Here is a 17,427-nt window from a genome sequence, read left to right on the forward strand (position 1 = left end):
GCCCATCCACACAGCAGGAGAGAACACCATGAAAATCGCATTTATCGGCCTTGGCAATATGGGCGGCGGGATGGCTGCCAACCTTGTGAAAGCGGGCCACGATGTCCGCGCCTTTGATCTGAGCGACGCCGCACTGGCCGCTGCGAAGGACGCGGGCTGCACCGCATTCACGGCTGCATCCGAAGCATGCGCCGATGCCGAAGCGGTGGTCTCTATGCTGCCCAACGGCGCCATTGTGAAATCGGTCTACGAAAGCGATGTCATCGGCACGGCGCCCGCTGGCGCGGTGCTGCTTGATTGTTCAACCATTGACGTTGCGACCGCGCGTGAAGTGATCGCGGCAGCGCAGGGCGCAGGGTACGATATGGTCGATGCGCCTGTTTCCGGCGGAATCGCGGCGGCAAATGGCGGGACGCTCACCTTTATGGTTGGCGGTACAGCGGAAGCATTCGGCCGAGCCGAAGTGATCCTAAACGCGATGGGTAAAGCCGTGATCCACGCAGGGGATGCGGGCAACGGACAGGCCGCAAAAATCTGCAACAATATGCTGCTGGCGGTTCAAATGATCGGCACAGCCGAAGCGTTTTCGATGGCGGATAAGCTCGGCCTAGACGCGCAAACCTTTTACGACATTTCCAGTGTGTCTTCGGGCCAATGCTGGTCCATGACGAGCTATTGCCCAGTCCCCGGTGTCGGCCCACAAAGCCCATCGGACAACGATTATCAGGGCGGCTTTGCCTCTGCATTGATGCTCAAAGATTTGCGGCTGGCTATGGAAGCGGCAGAGACATCGGGTGCGAGCACTCCGCTGGGCAAACATTCGCAGGAAATCTACGAAGAGTTTGCTGCGGACAATGGCGGGCTCGACTTCTCGGCGATTATCAAGACGCTTTGATTTCGGCGATTATGTCGGAAAGCCAATCGCGAGGGGCCTGTCGCCGGCCAATGTCGGCGACGAATTCCTGGCCGCGCGCAACGCTTTTTAGACGCCTTCCAGGCAGCCACCTGTCTTCGCGATCGTGATAGGACAAACCGCCGTGCTTCAACCATGCAGGTCTATTCCATAGAGACGGCGGACCTTCGGGCACGGTTAGTCGCAACATGTCGCTTGCGCGGGACGCCACCTGCCCTTCCCCGCGCCAAATGGCGTCGTTGGATGCATGCATGGCAATCGCATGAGGGTGATCGAGGTCGGCGAACATTTGCGGCACTCCATCGACAAGGTGGGTGATCTCCTCGACCTCTAGATAGCCAAAGATGCGGTGATGCGGCTCACCTGTGCGCTCCTCTGCGAACAGGCCAAAGAACACAAAAACATCGCCCACGCCGACGCCTTGTCGTTCCAAATGGGTCTGCGCCGCGCCGCATTGGCCAAAGACGCATGTGCCCCGACCATCCTTTGGCGGCAGGAACATTGGATCATCGTGGCATAGATTGGCCCCGCCCAATTTGCCCCGGCTCGCTTTGGCTGCATGTTCGGCCAAACCGCGTTTCGCATAGGTCGTTCGCGACGCGCCTTTGCTGTCCGGGATCGGCAGGCTGATCGGGCGTCCATCGACGATCGGCGAAGGCCCTCCGCCGGCGCTGCTGTCAAAACCCTTGCGTGAAAAGACTATTCGCATTTCTAAACCCGTTTGCCCCGGTGATGGATGGCGCGCGACAAAAAGTTGCACAAGACGCACCTTTACTTGCTTTGCGCGGAAAGGCGATTGGCGCTAAAGCCTGATACCTATGACACAGAACACAAAAGTCACCGCACTAATCATGGCCGGAAAACGTTCGGGCGTGCTGGACCCTCTCGCTGCGAATGCTGGCGTTGCGCAAAAGGCCGTCGTCCCGGTTCACGGCATCCCGATGGTCGAACGCGTGGTCAAACAGGTCGCGGCCTGTGACAAAGTGGGTGCGATCCGGATTGTGGCGCATGAACCCGACGAAATGGCCGCATTGCCATCCATCGCGGCTTTGATTGAAGAGGGACGATTGAGCTTTGCAGAAGGCAAATTCAACCTTGTCGACAGCGTCTTTTCCGGGGCCGAAGGGGCGGAGTTTCCGATCCTGATCACCACCGCAGACAATTGCTTGGTGACGCCAGAGGGATACAGCGAATTCGTCGAAAAGTGCCTTGCGAATGAAGCGGGTGCCGCTGCCGGACTGGCGCGCAAACAAGACGTGATCGCCGCCGATCCCCAAGGGCAAAAGAAGTTCTACGAATTCAAGGATGGCGGATTTTCCAACTGCAACATGTATTGGTTGGGCAGCACCAAAGCGTTGAGCGCGGCCGAAATCATGCGGCACGGTGGCCAATTCGTGAAATTCCCCAGCCGGATTATCAAAGCGTTCGGGTTTATGAACCTGATCCGTTTCCGGCTTGGCAACGGCTCCAAAGAAAAGCTTTTTGAACAGGTATCCAAACGGTTTGGGATCAAATTGGTCCCGATCGAATTGTCTGATGGCCACTACGCCATCGATGTCGACAATCAACGCACCTACGATGTGACCGAAAAGATCCTAAAACGCCGCGAAGGTGATGGCGCCGCCGGTTAATCCGGGCCGCACCGGAGCATGGCTCACACTTGATGAAGCGTCTATTTTCAAACATCGGTTGGCTCTTGGGCGGCCGTGGGTTCAACGCGGTTATGAGCCTTGTCTACCTGTATCTGGCGACCAACACGTTGGGGCTGGAACAGTTTGGGCATTTCGCGTTGATCGTGGCCTTGGGTCAGGCGATCACCGGGCTTGCCAATTTTCAAACGTGGCAATTCATCGTCCGCTGGGGCGCCGGTGAAGATGCCGCAGCAGCGGACGCCATGGGTGCGGAACTATCGGGCCCGCCGCCGGATTTGGAAAATATGCGCGATGCCACTGGTTTTGCCATTGCGCTCGATATGCTCGCGATTGGTATGGGCGCGTGTTTCGCCGCGATTGTGGTGGCCACGGCGCAAATGTGGTTGCCTCTCCCGACCGAATTGATGTGGCTGACATTTGGATATTGCATCGTGTCGCTGCTTTCCATTCGATCAACCCCGACCGGGCTTTTGCGGCTGCGCTTTCAATACGCGACCGCCACCGCCGCCGAAGCGGTTCAGCCCGCCATTCGCACGGCGGGCGCCGTTCTCGCCTTTATGTTCATGCCCAATGTCATGGGCTTTGTCATCGCATGGGCCGCATCCGAAGTGGCGGTCGCCATCGCGCTTTGGTTTGCTGCAACACGCCGCAACCCGATCGATCTAAGCGGGATCAGCCTGCGCCGGATACCAGCAAAACACAAAGATGCATGGCGGTTCGTTTGGTCCACAAACATGTCCGGCACGCTCACCATCGCGGGCAAACAAGTTATCATCTTGTTGGTAGGGACTTTTGGCGGAGCGGCGTTGGCGGGTGGTTTCCGTGTTGCTTCGCAATTGGGTCAGGCGCTCGTGTCACTGGCTCAGACCGTATCCAAAGCGATCTTCCCAGAATTGGTTCACGCCAAAGACAACGCGTTGGTGATGGCGCGGCGGATGGCCAATATTGCGGTGGTGGCCGGAGTCATCGCAGTCCTTGTCGCATTGTTCGGCGGGCGCTGGGCGCTGGCAGTCATAGCGCAAGATGATTTCAGCGCGTTCTATTGGGCGATGGTGATCCTCGCCATTGCAGGCGCGGTTGAATTGGTGGGTGCTAGCCTTGAATCGCTGCTGGTATCCGCCGGGCGTGCAGGCACGGCATTTCTAGTGCGGGCGGTGCCGACGGTTCTGGCTCTGGTTATGTTGGACGCTGCGATTGATTGGAACGGAGCCAAGGGCGCAGCCTTTGCCGTGCTCGGTTCCAGCTCGCTCGCCGTGGTCGGTTTCTATGTGGCGATCCTAAACCTGCAAGAGATTCGGATCACAGTGAAATCAGACACCGATCCTGACGCAGATTCTGCCTCAAACGACAATTCCGACAACCGGCCCAAGCCCGCCAACGATTTGGGCGAAACGGACCATCAACCCGCCTCGCCCTAAACCTGAATAGCTTATGGGGCCTCGTCGCTCCACGCCAATTTCGGTTTGCGCGCAGCAGCCGTTTCATCCAGCCTGCGACGCGGCGCGTAATATGGCGCTTGTTTCAAACTTTCATCGCCGTCCAACGCTCGCTGTGTCACCGATCGGAACGCGGTGATGAATTGGTCGATGCTCGCCTTGCTTTCGGTCTCGGTTGGCTCAACCAACATCGCGCCATGCACAACCAACGGGAAATACACCGTCATCGGGTGATACCCTTCATCGATCAGCCCTTTGGCAAGATCGAGTGTAGAAAGTCCGCCGCCAAAATCCTTATCGCCGAACAAGGCTTCGTGCATGCAAGGGCCGCTTTCCGCGAAGGGGGCATGCAGGATGTCTTCCAAACTGCGCAGGATGTAATTGGCGTTCAACACGGCGTCTTCGGCGACTTGTTTTAGCCCATCGGCTCCATGGCTGAGCATATAGGTCAGCGCGCGGGTGAACATGCCCATTTGTCCATGAAACGCCGTCATGCGGCCAAACGCTTGCCCGCGCGACCCGGAACGTTTTTCTTCTTCGACCAGATCGTAGCTGCCATCTTCGTATTTGCGCACGAATGGCAGGGGAGCGAACGGGGCCAACGCATCGGAAAAGACGACTGGACCGGAACCGGGGCCGCCGCCGCCATGCGGGGTGGAGAATGTCTTATGCAGATTGATGTGCATCGCATCGACGCCCAAATCACCGGGGCGCACGCGACCGACAATCGCGTTGAAATTGGCGCCGTCGCAATAGACGTAGCCACCCGCATCGTGGACGGCATCGGCAATTGTACGGAAGTCTTTTTCAAACAATCCGCATGTGTTGGGATTGGTGATCATCACCGCGGCTACATCGGGACCCAACCGGGCAATCAAAGCATCGACATCAACGCGCCCTTCGGGAGTGGCCGGGATGTTGTCGACTTTATAACCGGCAAACGCCGCGGTCGCCGGATTGGTGCCATGGGCGCTTTCTGGGACCAAGACGACTTCGCGGGGGTTCCCATTGGCCGTGTGCGCCGCGCGGATGGCTAAGATGCCGCACAATTCGCCATGCGCGCCCGCCTTCGGGCTCATCGCAACCGACGGCATGCCGGTCAATTTGCACAACCAATCGCCCAATTCATGCACCACTTGCAGCGCGCCTTGGACTGTTGATTGCGGGGCGAGCGGGTGAATGTCGGCAAATCCAGGAAGCCGCGCCACTTTTTCATTGAGGCGCGGATTGTGTTTCATGGTGCAGCTTCCCAGCGGGAAAAAGCCCAGATCAATGCCGTAATTTTGGCGACTAAGCCGGGTGTAATGGCGCACCGCCTCCGGTTCTGTCAGTCCAACCAAACCCACCGGATCGCCGCGTTCTAACCCTCCCAAGCGATTGGGGGCGGAAGGGTTGATTGCCGGCAAATCGACACCGGTCGTTTCCGCGTGACCAATTTCAAAGATCAACGGTTCTTCGAGCATCAACGCGCGATTGCCAGTGGTCGTGGTTGGGCCAGCGGACCCTTCGGCCGCTTCCATTTGTGGTTTCCAGCCGGATTTGTTGGGCGCGTTCATTGGGCTGGCTCCTTGATCAAGGCTTCCAACTCTGTGGCCAAAGTCTCGATATCTTCATCGGTGCATGTTTCTGTGACGGCGACCAACAAGGCCTCCTCCAACGCTTTCACGCCGGGATACAACCGACCAAGCGACACCCCGCCCAACACGCCGCGATCGGCAAGCGAACGGACGGTCTCGCGCGCGGACTTGCCCTTCAACATCACAGTGAATTCATTGAAAAACGCGGTGTTCAAAACCGAGATACCGGGCACTTTTTCCAAACGGTCGGCGGCTGCGCATGCCAATCGGTGATTTTCTGCCGCCAATTCGCGCAAGCCTTTCTCGCCCAACAACGTCATATGAACACTGAAAGCCAAGGCGCACAGGCCGGAGTTGGTGCAGATGTTCGATGTCGCCTTTTCGCGGCGGATATGTTGTTCGCGCGTGGACAGCGTCAGCACGAAACCGCGCTTACCCTCTGCATCGGTGGTTTCGCCACACAAACGTCCGGGCATTTGCCGAACATGTTTTGGATCGCGCACCGCGAACAGGCCAAGATACGGCCCGCCAAATTGCAGACCCACGCCAATCGCCTGCCCTTCGCCGACGACAATATCTGCACCCAATTCGCCGGGCGACTTGATCGCGCCCAACGCCACCGGTTCGGTGTTCACCACAACCAGCAAAGCGCCCTTTGCATGCGCGGCATCGGCGATCACCGAAAGATCGCTGACCCGGCCAAGAATGTCAGGATATTGGACCACGACACAAGCGGTGTCGTCATCGATCCGCGCGGTCAGCCCTTCAATGTCCGGGGTCGATTGGATTGCCGGTGCGCTATCGGCGATCGTATCGCCGGTGAATTGCGCCATGGTTTTGACGACTTCGCTGTAATGGGGGTGCAGTGCACCAGACAAAACCGCGCGTTTTCGCTTTGTCACGCGGGTGGCCATCGCCACCGCTTCCCAACACGCCGTGGACCCATCATACAACGACGCGTTCGCCACCGCACAGCCATACAAGCGCGCAACTTGCGTCTGAAATTCAAACAACATTTGCAACGTGCCCTGAGCAATCTCAGGCTGATACGGGGTGTAGGCGGTTAGAAATTCGCCGCGCTGAATGACCGTATCGACGCTGGCCGGGACATGGTGACGATATGCACCCGCGCCCAAAAAGAACGGCGCATCACCCGCGGCCAAATTCTTGCTCGCGCGGGCCTTCATATGCCGCTCTACCGCCATCTCTGATGCGTGCATCGGCAAATCGCGGATGGGACCGTCTAAGCGTGCGATCTCTGGCACATCGACAAACAAATCATCGATAGACTTGGCACCCACGCGCTCCAACATATCGGCGCGGTCGGTATCGGTCAGGGGAAGGTAACGCATTGCAGGTGTCTTTCATCAGCCCGGCGCATCGCGCCAAAGCGCAGCTTTACAGGTTGTCGACGAACGCCTTGTAGGCCTTGTCATCCATCAATCCTTCCAGCTCTTCGCGGTCGGATAGGGTCATGCGGAAGAACCACCCTTCTTCTTCGGGTGAAGAATTGACCAAGGCCGGTTCGTCTTCCAGTCCGCTGTTCGCTTCGGTCACTTCGCCTGTGATCGGGGAATAGACGTCGCTGGCGGCTTTAACGCTTTCGACCACAGCGGCATCACCGCCTTTGTCCAACATCGCGCCGACATCGGGCAATTCGACAAAAACGATATCGCCCAATTGTTCTTGAGCGTAGTCGGTGATCCCGACAGTGGCGCTATCGCCTTCGACATCAATCCATTCATGTTCTTCAGTAAAATAACGCGGCATTGATCAGCTCCCTCGAAAATAGCGATGCGGGACAAAAGGCATGGGTGAAACGGTTGCGGCCAGGCGCTTGTTGCGCACGACACATTCAAGTTCAGTTCCGTCTTCGGTGTGCGCCGCATCGACATAAGCCATTGCAATCGGGCGCCCCAAAGTTGGAGAGAAACCGCCGCTGGTGACGACACCGATTTTGGTGTCTCCTGCGAAAACCTCTGCGCCTTCGCGCGCGGGCATGCGGCCATCGACCAACAATCCTACGCGGCGCTGGGTCGGTCCGGCATCGAGCACATTCATCACCGCTTCGTGTCCCATCCATCCGCCGGTTTCGCGGCGTTTCTTGGTCAGGGCAAACGTCAGATCGGCGCTCACCGGATCGACAGTGTCGGTCATGTCGTGGCCATAAAGCGGCAAGCCGGCTTCGAGCCGCAAACTGTCGCGTGCACCCAACCCTGCGGGCTCAACACGATCATCCGCGGTCAGAGCCTCGGCGAGTTTCTGCGCCTGTTCGCCCGGCACAGCGATCTCAAAACCGTCTTCGCCGGTGTATCCCGCACGAGCAATCCAAAGCGGCACCCCGTCCCAATCGGCATAGCGCGCTGTCATAAAGGTCAGTTCGGCGGCCTCTGGCACCAAAGTCGCCAACACTTCTGCAGCCTTTGGCCCCTGCAACGCCAACAGCGCGTTTTCATCGTAGTGGGTCAAGGTCACGGCATCGGGCAAATGTTCGCGCAGATGGGCGATGTCATCCCATTTGCACGCACCATTCACGACCAGCCCATATTGCGGACCGGCATTGGTGACCATCAAATCGTCAAGAATGCCGCCGGTTTCATTCAGCAGCATCGAATAGCGCATGCGCCCTTCTTTCACTGACGTGATACCGCCGGGCAGCAACGCCTCCAACGCTTCGCCTGCACCATCGCCGCTCACGCCCAATTGCCCCATATGCGATACGTCAAAGAGGCTAGCGCTTTCACGGGTCCAGTTGTGCTCAGCCACGATGCCGCCACCATGGCTGATGCGGTCGCCGGAATATTGGATCGGCATTTCATAGCCCGCAAACGCAACCATGCGCGCGCCGTTTTCCCGATGCCACGCGTCAAGCGGCAGCGTGCCCAATGGGATCTCGTCTTCTGGATTGGTGTCGCTCAAAATCGCATTCCCCGCACAGGTTATCCAACGCCCCAAGTCGAAGCGTCGTTCCTGCCCCCTCTGTCGGGTGAACCTGAGAGCTTAGCGGCAGGATCCATGCGGACCACGCGGCCTTCCCCTTCGGTGGCAACCGCGCGGTTATATGCGCGGCTACGCTTTCCAGAGTGCTTATGCCTGTCCGCGGTCCATTTGCCTGAGAGTTTCCGGGGCGGTTGCTCCTTCGGCGCCGAACTTTGTCGGATCACAGGCAAAGCCTTCGATCAAACAAAGCCAATCTCTCCCGCGAAAGACGCCGGAATCACTTCCGGTAAGCGCGATCTATGTTGCGGATGCGAAATGTCGCGTCAATCGCCCGTGGATCGCTGTTTGAAAATAATTGTGCGCAACCGCCGGTCTATGGCGTCCAATCGCTGCGGCGACCGTCCTATGAACAATCGCCCGCGGTCAACGTGTAGGTCGCACCATTGCCTTCGACCACGGCCACTGTTGCGCACCACGTATCCGAAACATTCGTGACAAGGCGCGACAACACCTGACGATTGCCAGCGGGGATGCGCGTGTCGCCATTGTGGCGCGCCTTTGAATTCCCGATCAACTCAATTTCATATTGAACCTGCTGAGCGACGTCGGAATGCGCGATCAATTCAATCTCGACCCGGTCACCGCTTTCCACCACGCTCAATGCAAGCGCGCGCGAATGTGGGTCGTCATTGCCAGTGTTCGCTTGCCCAGCACCGCCCGTCCCCGCAGCGATGGCAAATGCAGGTGTGATCAGTGCCAGTCGCTTAATTAGGGTTCGCATCGATGCCTCGCTTTAATTGCCGCCCAATTGCTGGACGATAGCTTGAACCACCGCCTGTGTTTCGGTGGACAATTCGCTGGTGGGGTCGTTCTCAGCCGATGTAGCCTGAGCGTCGGTTAACGTCGTATTGCCAAGAGCAACCGATGCGATCACTTGGGTCGAAAAGTCGCCCGAATCTCCGGCATTTTGGGCCAGTCTCGAAATCGCTGCTTCGAGAGTGGCAATCCGCGCGCTGTCCAACCCACCGCCCAGCAAGCTGTCTTCGGCGGAGCCTTGCGCTGCGTTCTGTGCAAATTCCGATGATCGCGTTTCGATCCTGCCTTCGCACAATTCTTTGAGCGCGGGGATGTCGCTGCTGCGCTCGCAAATATCGGTGCCCTCGACCGCATCCAACAAGACTTGCCGCTCGGCTGCGCTCAATTGGTTGAGAGCGCTGGTCGATTGCCCGGTCGACAATTGCGACACCGGTTGCGTACTTGACCCCGATGACGGCACTTGCGCCACTCGGCGTGAACCGAGCGATGGGGTCAATTGCTGTTGCTGAGCGTTTCTCGCGCGAGCGGCGGCCACGCTTTGCGGCGTGATCGCTTCGGGGAAATACACTTTCGAAGAGGCGTCGGCGCGCGGCGCAGGTTGGGCCGGTTGCGATTGCGGCTGTTGTGACTGCGCTTCAGGCGCTTGCGTATCGGGCGCGATCGGCGCCTGATCCACAAATGCGGAATCTTCGCGCGCCACATTGTGCGGATTGTTTTGCGCTGATGCGAAAGCGGGGATGGCAATTAGCATTCCCGCAAAGGCCAGGTTAGCCGAAAGAGCAGGCCTGATTGCAGACATCGCGCTTAACCACCGCCGCCGCTGCTCTGCGTGATGAACATCGTTTGGCCACCGGTTTGTTCGATATTGAGATCGGACAGACCATCGCCGTTTTGCGTCCATTCGAGGCGGTTGCCAGAATTCAATTGAGTCGCGGTCATGGCGTTGTTGTCGCCATTCTGTGCCAGAACGACCTGATTGTCGTCGCCGTCTTGAATTAGATCGATGCTGTTGTCCGAACCGGACTGAACAATTTCAGCGATGGAGCCAAGGCCGGTGTCGTTTTGACCGAACAGAACCGAGTTGCCATCGCCGGTTTGAGTGACTGTGGCCGTCGTCGCACCGGCGCCCAATTGCAGAACGGTGGCGACATTGTCATCGCCGTTCTGTGCGAAGGTTGCTTCGCGCGGGCCGCCATCGCGTTGTTCAATCTCACCAAAATTGCCGGTGCCGTTTTGATTGATCGTGACATCCTGATTGGTGGACGATTGCACAACAACCGCCTCGTTCGAAGTGCCGATTTGCTCAACAAAGGCGTCTTGGGCATGCGCCGGCGCGATCAGCGCCAAGCCGCATGTTGCCACCGCGAGGGTGCCGGAAGATTTGAGCAAACGAAATGTCATCGGTTTCACAGCCTTAGATTAGCCTTTTGGGTCGGGAGGGGCGAGCAATTTGTGTCGCTCGCCCCTAACCCCGGAATGGAGTCGATCAGGGTGTGCCCTGAGTAACCGTAGTCATATTGCCAGTACCTGACTGAGTGAGCGTAGAGCTATGCGCGTCAGTGAATTGGCTGACGGATGCCACGTTCAACGTGCCATCCTGCGTAATCGTACTGGACGCACCGATCGCCGTTTGGACAACGGTCGCGGAATTGAACCCGCCCAACGCGCCAACGTCCGATTGCGTGATCAAACTGGTGTTGCCAGAACCCGTCTGCGTGACGGTTGCCGTGTTGTCATCGCCCGCTACGCCGTCACCTTGGAAAATGGTGCTGGTGTTGGTTGCGCCGGCCAACGCATTGGTTTGCATGACCGTTGCGGTGTTGTTGCTACCGGTTGATTGCGAAATCGTGGAATCGTTGTTGGTGCCAGCTTGGTCAACATCGATTGAGTTGAACGAGCCGCCAAATTCACCCTGCAAGGCAAGGCTGGTTCCTGAATCGCCGATCTGGTCAACAAAGGTCACGTTGTTTGAGCCATCCTGACCGATGCCGGAATCGTTGTCGCTGCCTTCTTGATAATTTTCAGCAAGGTTATCGCTGCCAGCCTGGAACAGGTCGGATGCGTTGTTGTCGCCTCCGCGCTGATCGATAAGCGCGCCATTCGCGGTCAACGGAGCGCCCGCGACGGCATCGCCCAATTGCGTAATTGTCGCGGTGCTGTTCGATGAATCGGAATTTTGGAAGATCACCGCAGCATCGCCGCGCGCTTGGTCCTCTTGTGAAATCGACGCGGTGTCGCCTGTACCGTTTTGAAAGACTGTCGCCGTGTTGGCACCGTCATTGGCACCACCTGCGTTCAAGCCGTCTTGAAAAATTGTTGTGTCGTTGTTGGAGCCCGACTGATTCACAGTCGCGGTTTGGCCCAATGTGTTGCCGCCGCTAAGCTGACGAATATCTGCCGAGTTGGTGTCGCCAGAATCGTTGTGCGTGGCCACGTTGCCGCGCACAAATTGACGGATCAACGACGTGCCGTTCGATCCCGATTGATTGACCGTTGCGGTCTGTTCGCGACCGGCCTGGATCATGTCAGACGAATTGCTCGCGCCGGTTTGATCAACCGTGGCCAAAAGATCAAAACCGTCATTGGTGTTGCCCGTAGGATCGCGTTGTTCAATCAACGAAACATGGTCATCGCCGGTTTGGTTGACGGTTGCCATGAAGTTCGTGGAGAAGTCATTCCCCGTGGTTTGCAGAATGGTCGACGCGCTGTCGCCGGTTTGGGTTACGATCGCCGTGATGGCAGATGTGTCGGCACCCGCGCCGGTTTGCGTGATAACGGAATCGCCGCCATCGGCCTGTGTAACGGTGGCAGTCCGACCAATCGCATTCACGCCAAGCGCCGATTGCGTGACATCCGAAGAGTTCGCCGCGCCGGTTTGAACAATAGTGGCGAGCGGATCATCGGTGCCTGCATCGGTGTCATCTTGGTCGACGTTCGAAAGGTTGCCGGTACCGTCTTGGTCGACATCCGCGGTCGCGCCGTTCGCGTCCTGCAGGACTTCTGAGACATTGCCCGAGCCGGTTTGATCAACAGTTGCGGCGTTATCGTCGCCATTCTGATCCACGATGTTGCAATTTCCGGTGACGCCAACACATCCTGCCGGAACGGTCGCCTGTGCGAACAAAGGTGCTGCTGCGGAAAGCGCAACAATGGATGCGCCGGTTAGGAATGTCTTGGTCATTGAAACTGCCTCGCGAAGTGAATGAGGTGCGACCGCTCATATCTTCAGGGAAGGTATTGGAATAATGCCGGGCGGGCCCCATCCCGCCCGGCATTTTGTCCGATCTTACATCATCGGTGGGGCAATAACCGCTACGCCTTGAGTAACGGTCGTTGTGTTGCCTGTACCGTCTTGGATGACGGTCGACGTGCTGCCATCAAACTGCATGACATTGGCGCTGTTGCTCGTGCCTTCTTGGTTGATCAGGCTGATATTGCCGTCGCCTTCTTGAAGAACGTCAGCAATGTTCAATCCGCCCACATCGACGGCGTTTTGCAGGATCGAACTGTCATTGTCAGAACCATCTTGCGTGACGGTGGCTTCGTTGCCATCCGCTCCGGCGCCCGCGCCGCTGACGAAACCTTGATCAACTGCGTTGACGTTGTTGTCGCCGCTCAATTGGCTGATGAAGGCTACGCTGTTGTTGCTGCCTTGGAGTACAAGGGAGAAGCCGTTTGTGCCGCCTTGGAAGACGTTGGCATCGCCATTGTCCCCGCCGAAGTCGCCCTGTGCGATGATGCTTTCATTGCCATCATCGACTTGCGTGACTTCTGCGAATTGACCGTCGCTTCCTTGAAGGATCAAGGATTCGTTGTCGTCGCCTTCTTGGAAGGTCGAAGCGCTCGAGTTCGATACGCCCGTTACGGTGCCCGAACCAATTGCAGTCGTATCCCCTTGAATGATGCCAGAGAAATTGTTGGCACCGGAGAATTGGATGATGGTCGCGGTGTTGGCGGTATCGGGTGCGCCATCAACGGCATCACCGGTTTGCACGATCGCCGCATCAGAGCCGGTTGTGCCAGCAAATTGCGTGATGGTTGCGGTGTCCCCGCGCGCTTGATCGATTTGCTCAATCGTGGCGAAGCCTGAATCACCGTCCTGTGTGACAGTGGCAAAGTTGTTGCCGTCATTGGTGCCCGCATTGCGACCGTCTTGGAAAACGTCAGACGTGTTGCCCGCGCCATTTTGAATCACAGTGGCCGTTTGACCAACGCCGCCGGCGTCATCTTGTGAAATGGCCGAATTGTTGTTGGTGCCGCCCTGAGTGAGAGTGGCAAGGTTGCTGCGACCTTCTTGGAAGACGGTCGAAATGCCATCATCGCCAGTTTGCAGAACAGTGGCCGTTTGTTGACGGTTGATCTGGTTCACATCGGATGAGTTGCCTGAGCCGGTTTGGGTGACCGTGGCGAGCAAGTCGCCATCATTGGTGCCGCCGCCGGTGTCGGTTTGCGTGATGATCGAAGAGTGGCCGTCGCCTGTTTGATCAACAGTCGCCATGAAGTTGTCCGACGTTTCGTTGTTCGCGGTTTGCGCGATGTCGGATGCGCTGTCGCCATTTTGTATAACAATCGCGGCTTGGCCGGTTGCATTCAATCCAGCTGCCGTTTGGTTGACGATGGAATCGCCGCCGCCCGTTTGCGTTACAGTTGCGGTGAGGTCTTGCGAACCAACGCCCGATGCATCTTGTGTGATGTTCGAAATGTTGTCGTCGACGCCCTGATCCACGGTCGCGGTTAAAGTCGAACCGTCTTGTTCGATGTCAGAGACATTGCCCGCGCCCGTTTGAGTCACGCCGGCATCCAATGTGTCGCCGTCCTGATCAAGAACACTGCAATTGCCCACAACGCCGGCGCATTCTGCAGGAGAAACAGCTTGTCCCAAAGCCGGTCCTGCGATTGCCATGGCGAAGACAGATGCTCCGCATAAAATAACTTTTTTCATGGTTCTTTCCTCAATTTCTATGCCGCTAATCGGCGTTGCCTGTTTGGAGGCTAGCTACCGCGTTTTATCCATTCCGAGCGAGCCCCCCTGCCCGCTCGGAATGTTCTTTTTCTTATGGTGTACCTTGAGTGACCGTGACCGAGTTGCCCGTACCGCCTTGCGTCACGGTTGAGCTGTTCCCGTCTTGGAACTGCGCAACATCAGCAAAGTTGCCTGTGCCTTCTTGCGTGATGAAGCTCATGTTATCGTTGCCAACCTGCGTGCTGCTGGCCTCGTTCGTTCCACCAGCAGTCAAGACGTTTTGTTCAATCGCGCTCAAGTTGTCATCGCCATCCTGAAAAGCAGCCGCGATGTTGGTGTCACCACCGGCAAAGAAGCCTTGGTCGATAAACACTTCGTTATCCGAACCGCTCAGTTGAATAACAAATGCGTCATTGGCATTGCTGTTTTGCTCTACTGCAACGTCACCACCGTCACCGAATTGCTGTACAAATGAGACGCTATCTTGACCGCTGATGGTGCCCTGAAAGACTTGAGCGCCGTTCGAATTGCCGTCTTGGGTCAAGTTCGATGTTTGGTTCACACCACCCTGAGCAGTCAAAGCGAAGTTGTTGTCGCCCCCCTGGGAAACGATCGAGTTAGAGCCAGAACCGGTAAGAACTGTACCGCCAACTACACTGGTGTCACCTTGGATGGCCACGGCCGCATTGCCCGAACCGCCGCCTTGGTTGAGCTCAACAAAGCCACCGGTTGAATCCGTTTGGAAAACTTCGGCGGTCGCACCGACTGCGGAAAACTGATTCACCACGGCATTGTTGCCGTCAGACGTGCCGTCCTGAGTTACATCAGCGAACGAACCGTTCGATCCAGCACCCTGAGTTACAGTTGCAGTGTTCGTGCCAGTCGCGACCTGATCGATATCGACCGAGTTCCCAGTTGTGCCAACATTAGTTTGAGCGACAGTAGCCGTATTGTTGTCGCCAACCTGCTCAATTTCCGAAGTGTTCGCGTTCTCTTGGGTCACCGTAGCAGCATTGCCGTTTCCGGTTTGCTCAACGGTCGAGGTGCTTTGCGCAAAAGCCGGACCGGCCACTGCAAGCGCCAAAACCGATGCACTCGATAAGATCGTCTTTTTCATATTTTTTGATCCTTGATTCATTGCATTCAATAATTCTTGTTCATTCGATTGCGCGACATCCGGGAAAACGCCGCTCTAAGACCAAGGAAACGCAATCCGCGCGCCCTTAGCAATTTGCTACATCGGCGGATCACCGATTTGGGATGAGACAACGCCTGCGTTGCCATCCGATTGTTGGGCCATGTGTTGGATGAAGGTCGCCGCGCTGACCTCGCTTTGTATGGAAGAGCCGGCGTTGAGGTGCGCAATTGCGGGCGCAGCGGCCGAAAGGGCCACCGTCAACGTCGCAAAGTATACGCAATTCCTCATAATTGCTTCACCTGATCAAACAGGCGATACTCTCAAAACGCCACGACGCACGAGACGTCAGGCTATGAGGTTACCGCCATCAATGTCTGCACGCATCGGAGTTGCAGCTCCTTTGCGTGCCCTTTTTAGACCAAGATGCGCGCGTTTCTTATCTTTTGGTGACGCACACCTGATCTCATCTCAAAGAGCCCTACTTAAGACCCCTCGTCTTCGTCTTCTTCGCTTTCAACCACCGTAAGGGCGGTCAAAGAGCCCGCACGCCGCACAGCTTCCTGCACGTCGCGCGCGTCGTAAATTCCATCCCGCTCGGCGCGGTATGTCGACATCAAAGCCTCTGTCGCCTCCATGTCGGCAAACCGCCAAAGACCAAGATCAACGCCTTCGAGCACCAAACCGTAAACGGCCTTTTCGATCGCTTGCTGGAGAGCAACCTGATCTGGCTCGTTTGACGTGATGCCCCATTCGGCTTCCAACAATTCGCGGAAGGCGACAAAACGATAGGCGCTGGCGCCAATGGCTTGGCTGGCGATTGTTTTCGAGGCCTGAACGTTGGTCAAAACCTCACCCGTGCGCACCGACACGGCACGGAGATAAACGGTCACTGTGTCCTGACGATATTCGGTGCGAGCACCAATACCCAAAAACGCCGCGCCCGCTCCACCTGTGACGGTGTTGGTGTCATAGCCAACAATGCCGCCTTCGAGCAGAACACCCGCAAACAACAATGCAGGAAGCGCGTTGGGATCGACTTGCTCTTCACCCAAATAGCGGCGACGCATTTCGCCGATGATCTGACGCTCTTTCAAGAGGTTATCGAGCCGCTCACGTTCAACAACGGTGAACCATTGACGATTGCCTGCATCCTGCAACGCCTTGGCCAGGATCGACCCGGCGCCTTGCGTCACGGCGCGCGACAATGTCTGGCCTGAATTGGTTGGACGGAATTGGCCGGTTTGATCGCTAAACCCATAGACCGCAATCGCCACCTGACGTTGAGGTCCGGGCAGTTGATGCAGCAGGTTTTGCGTTTGAGTTTGCTTAGGGAAATAGGCGAGACTGGTTTCTTGAGGAAGGGAATCGCGCCCATCCTGCGCCAAGCTCATACAGCCACCCAATCCGAGGGCGAGCGAGGCAACCAAGCCAAGCTTTTGGCCAAATTTCATCAAAGGCGACATCAATTCACCTCGATAAAGAGCGGGATAACAATGCGCGTTTCTTCGCCCGTATCATCATCACGAATGACCAATGTCACATCATCGAGCGAACGGAAAAATTCGATGGTTTGGCCACCAAAACTGATCGTTCCCTGCTCCTGTGGATTCTCACCAAAGATCGCGTCAACGATTTGCGACGACAGCGCCGACAAAAGCCGCGATTCAAGCTGACGTGCAAAGATGCTGGATTGATCGTTGCGATCAACTGCATCTGGGTCAGTCGTGTCATTCTGTGCGTTGGCGATGCCAAGAATGTGGTTTGAGTTAAAGGGGTTACCACCAAAAGTCGGACTAATCGGTTGGTGCACAAGATCTTGAGCAAGAACCGGGTTTGCGGCCGAAAAGCACCCGAGCGCCAAAGCAACCGCGACAAAGCGTTTCATCAAATTCCCCTTCTGCTCGAAAGCAGCCCTAACCAAAAAATTAACCAATTCGGTCACGAAGCTAACACAGCGTCACATCCGAATCGAGAGATGTTTTAACACTCTAG

Annotated in this window: 17 protein-coding genes and 1 riboswitch; of the genes, 3 read left to right on the forward strand and 14 right to left on the reverse strand. The window is 56.9% G+C overall.

Annotated elements, in window-relative coordinates:
* The first annotated feature begins 28 nt into the window (after window positions 1–28).
* The gene (gene mmsB / locus BQ8290_RS06335) at window positions 29–895 is read left to right on the forward strand and encodes a 3-hydroxyisobutyrate dehydrogenase (RefSeq protein ID WP_108788580.1); all 867 of its coding nucleotides are present in this window, start codon (window positions 29–31) and stop codon (window positions 893–895) included.
* On the opposite strand, the gene BQ8290_RS06340 is transcribed toward mmsB, so the two are convergent.
* Window positions 882–1,622 carry a hypothetical protein gene (locus tag BQ8290_RS06340; protein WP_108792031.1) on the reverse strand — a complete coding sequence of 247 codons (741 nt, stop codon included), beginning with the start codon at window positions 1,620–1,622 and terminating at the stop codon, window positions 882–884. The two genes, mmsB and BQ8290_RS06340, sit on opposite strands and share 14 nt — an antisense overlap.
* A 109-nt stretch (window positions 1,623–1,731) precedes the next feature.
* Between BQ8290_RS06340 and BQ8290_RS06345 the strand changes: the two genes are divergently transcribed.
* Window positions 1,732–2,544, forward strand: coding sequence for an NTP transferase domain-containing protein (locus tag BQ8290_RS06345; protein WP_108788582.1), 813 nt, complete (start codon window positions 1,732–1,734; stop codon window positions 2,542–2,544).
* A gap of 32 nt (window positions 2,545–2,576) precedes the next feature.
* Window positions 2,577–3,983 carry an oligosaccharide flippase family protein gene (locus BQ8290_RS06350; RefSeq protein WP_108788584.1) on the forward strand — a complete coding sequence of 469 codons (1,407 nt, stop codon included), beginning with the start codon at window positions 2,577–2,579 and terminating at the stop codon, window positions 3,981–3,983.
* Between the two features lie 11 nt (window positions 3,984–3,994).
* On the opposite strand, the gene gcvPB is transcribed toward BQ8290_RS06350, so the two are convergent.
* From gcvPB to BQ8290_RS06415, 13 genes are all read right to left on the reverse strand, one after another.
* A complete protein-coding gene (gcvPB, locus tag BQ8290_RS06355; RefSeq protein WP_108788586.1) occupies window positions 3,995–5,557 on the reverse strand; it encodes an aminomethyl-transferring glycine dehydrogenase subunit GcvPB in 1,563 nt (520 codons plus the stop codon).
* Complete coding sequence (gene gcvPA, locus BQ8290_RS06360) at window positions 5,554–6,930, reverse strand: aminomethyl-transferring glycine dehydrogenase subunit GcvPA (protein ID WP_108788588.1); 1,377 nt, start codon at window positions 6,928–6,930, stop codon at window positions 5,554–5,556. Before gcvPA ends, gcvPB begins: the two co-directional genes overlap by 4 nt.
* 46 nt (window positions 6,931–6,976) lie before the next feature.
* Complete coding sequence (gene gcvH / locus BQ8290_RS06365; RefSeq protein WP_108788590.1) at window positions 6,977–7,348, reverse strand: glycine cleavage system protein GcvH; 372 nt, start codon at window positions 7,346–7,348, stop codon at window positions 6,977–6,979.
* 3 nt (window positions 7,349–7,351) lie between these two features.
* Entirely contained in the window at window positions 7,352–8,497 is a 1,146-nt protein-coding gene (gene gcvT, locus BQ8290_RS06370) for a glycine cleavage system aminomethyltransferase GcvT (RefSeq protein ID WP_108788592.1), read from the reverse strand.
* A gap of 171 nt (window positions 8,498–8,668) precedes the next feature.
* A riboswitch (glycine riboswitch) is annotated at window positions 8,669–8,790 on the reverse strand.
* Window positions 8,791–8,921: 131 nt separating this feature from the next.
* Complete coding sequence (csgH, locus tag BQ8290_RS06375) at window positions 8,922–9,299, reverse strand: curli-like amyloid fiber formation chaperone CsgH (protein ID WP_108788594.1); 378 nt, start codon at window positions 9,297–9,299, stop codon at window positions 8,922–8,924.
* Window positions 9,300–9,311: 12 nt separating this feature from the next.
* A complete protein-coding gene (locus tag BQ8290_RS06380; protein WP_337661074.1) occupies window positions 9,312–10,133 on the reverse strand; it encodes a hypothetical protein in 822 nt (273 codons plus the stop codon).
* Window positions 10,134–10,138: 5 nt separating this feature from the next.
* Window positions 10,139–10,735 (reverse strand): hypothetical protein, encoded by a 597-nt coding sequence (locus tag BQ8290_RS06385; RefSeq protein WP_337661075.1) that lies wholly within the window; start codon window positions 10,733–10,735, stop codon window positions 10,139–10,141.
* Window positions 10,736–10,820: 85 nt separating this feature from the next.
* Window positions 10,821–12,515: a hypothetical protein gene (locus tag BQ8290_RS06390; protein WP_108788600.1), complete on the reverse strand. Its 1,695-nt coding sequence runs from the start codon at window positions 12,513–12,515 to the stop codon at window positions 10,821–10,823.
* Window positions 12,516–12,620: 105 nt separating this feature from the next.
* A complete protein-coding gene (locus BQ8290_RS06395; protein WP_108788602.1) occupies window positions 12,621–14,276 on the reverse strand; it encodes a hypothetical protein in 1,656 nt (551 codons plus the stop codon).
* A gap of 112 nt (window positions 14,277–14,388) precedes the next feature.
* Entirely contained in the window at window positions 14,389–15,414 is a 1,026-nt protein-coding gene (locus BQ8290_RS06400; RefSeq protein WP_337661076.1) for a hypothetical protein, read from the reverse strand.
* A 117-nt stretch (window positions 15,415–15,531) separates the two neighbouring features.
* A complete protein-coding gene (locus BQ8290_RS06405; protein ID WP_108788606.1) occupies window positions 15,532–15,723 on the reverse strand; it encodes a hypothetical protein in 192 nt (63 codons plus the stop codon).
* Window positions 15,724–15,917: 194 nt separating this feature from the next.
* Complete coding sequence (locus tag BQ8290_RS06410; protein WP_108792033.1) at window positions 15,918–16,886, reverse strand: CsgG/HfaB family protein; 969 nt, start codon at window positions 16,884–16,886, stop codon at window positions 15,918–15,920.
* 11 nt (window positions 16,887–16,897) lie between these two features.
* On the reverse strand, window positions 16,898–17,320 hold the full coding sequence (locus tag BQ8290_RS06415) for a curli assembly protein CsgF (protein WP_337661077.1): 423 nt from the start codon (window positions 17,318–17,320) through the stop codon (window positions 16,898–16,900).
* Window positions 17,321–17,427: the final 107 nt, after the last annotated feature.

It is taken from the genome of Erythrobacter sp. Alg231-14 (assembly GCF_900149685.1).
Taxonomy (GTDB): Bacteria; Pseudomonadota; Alphaproteobacteria; order Sphingomonadales; family Sphingomonadaceae; genus Erythrobacter.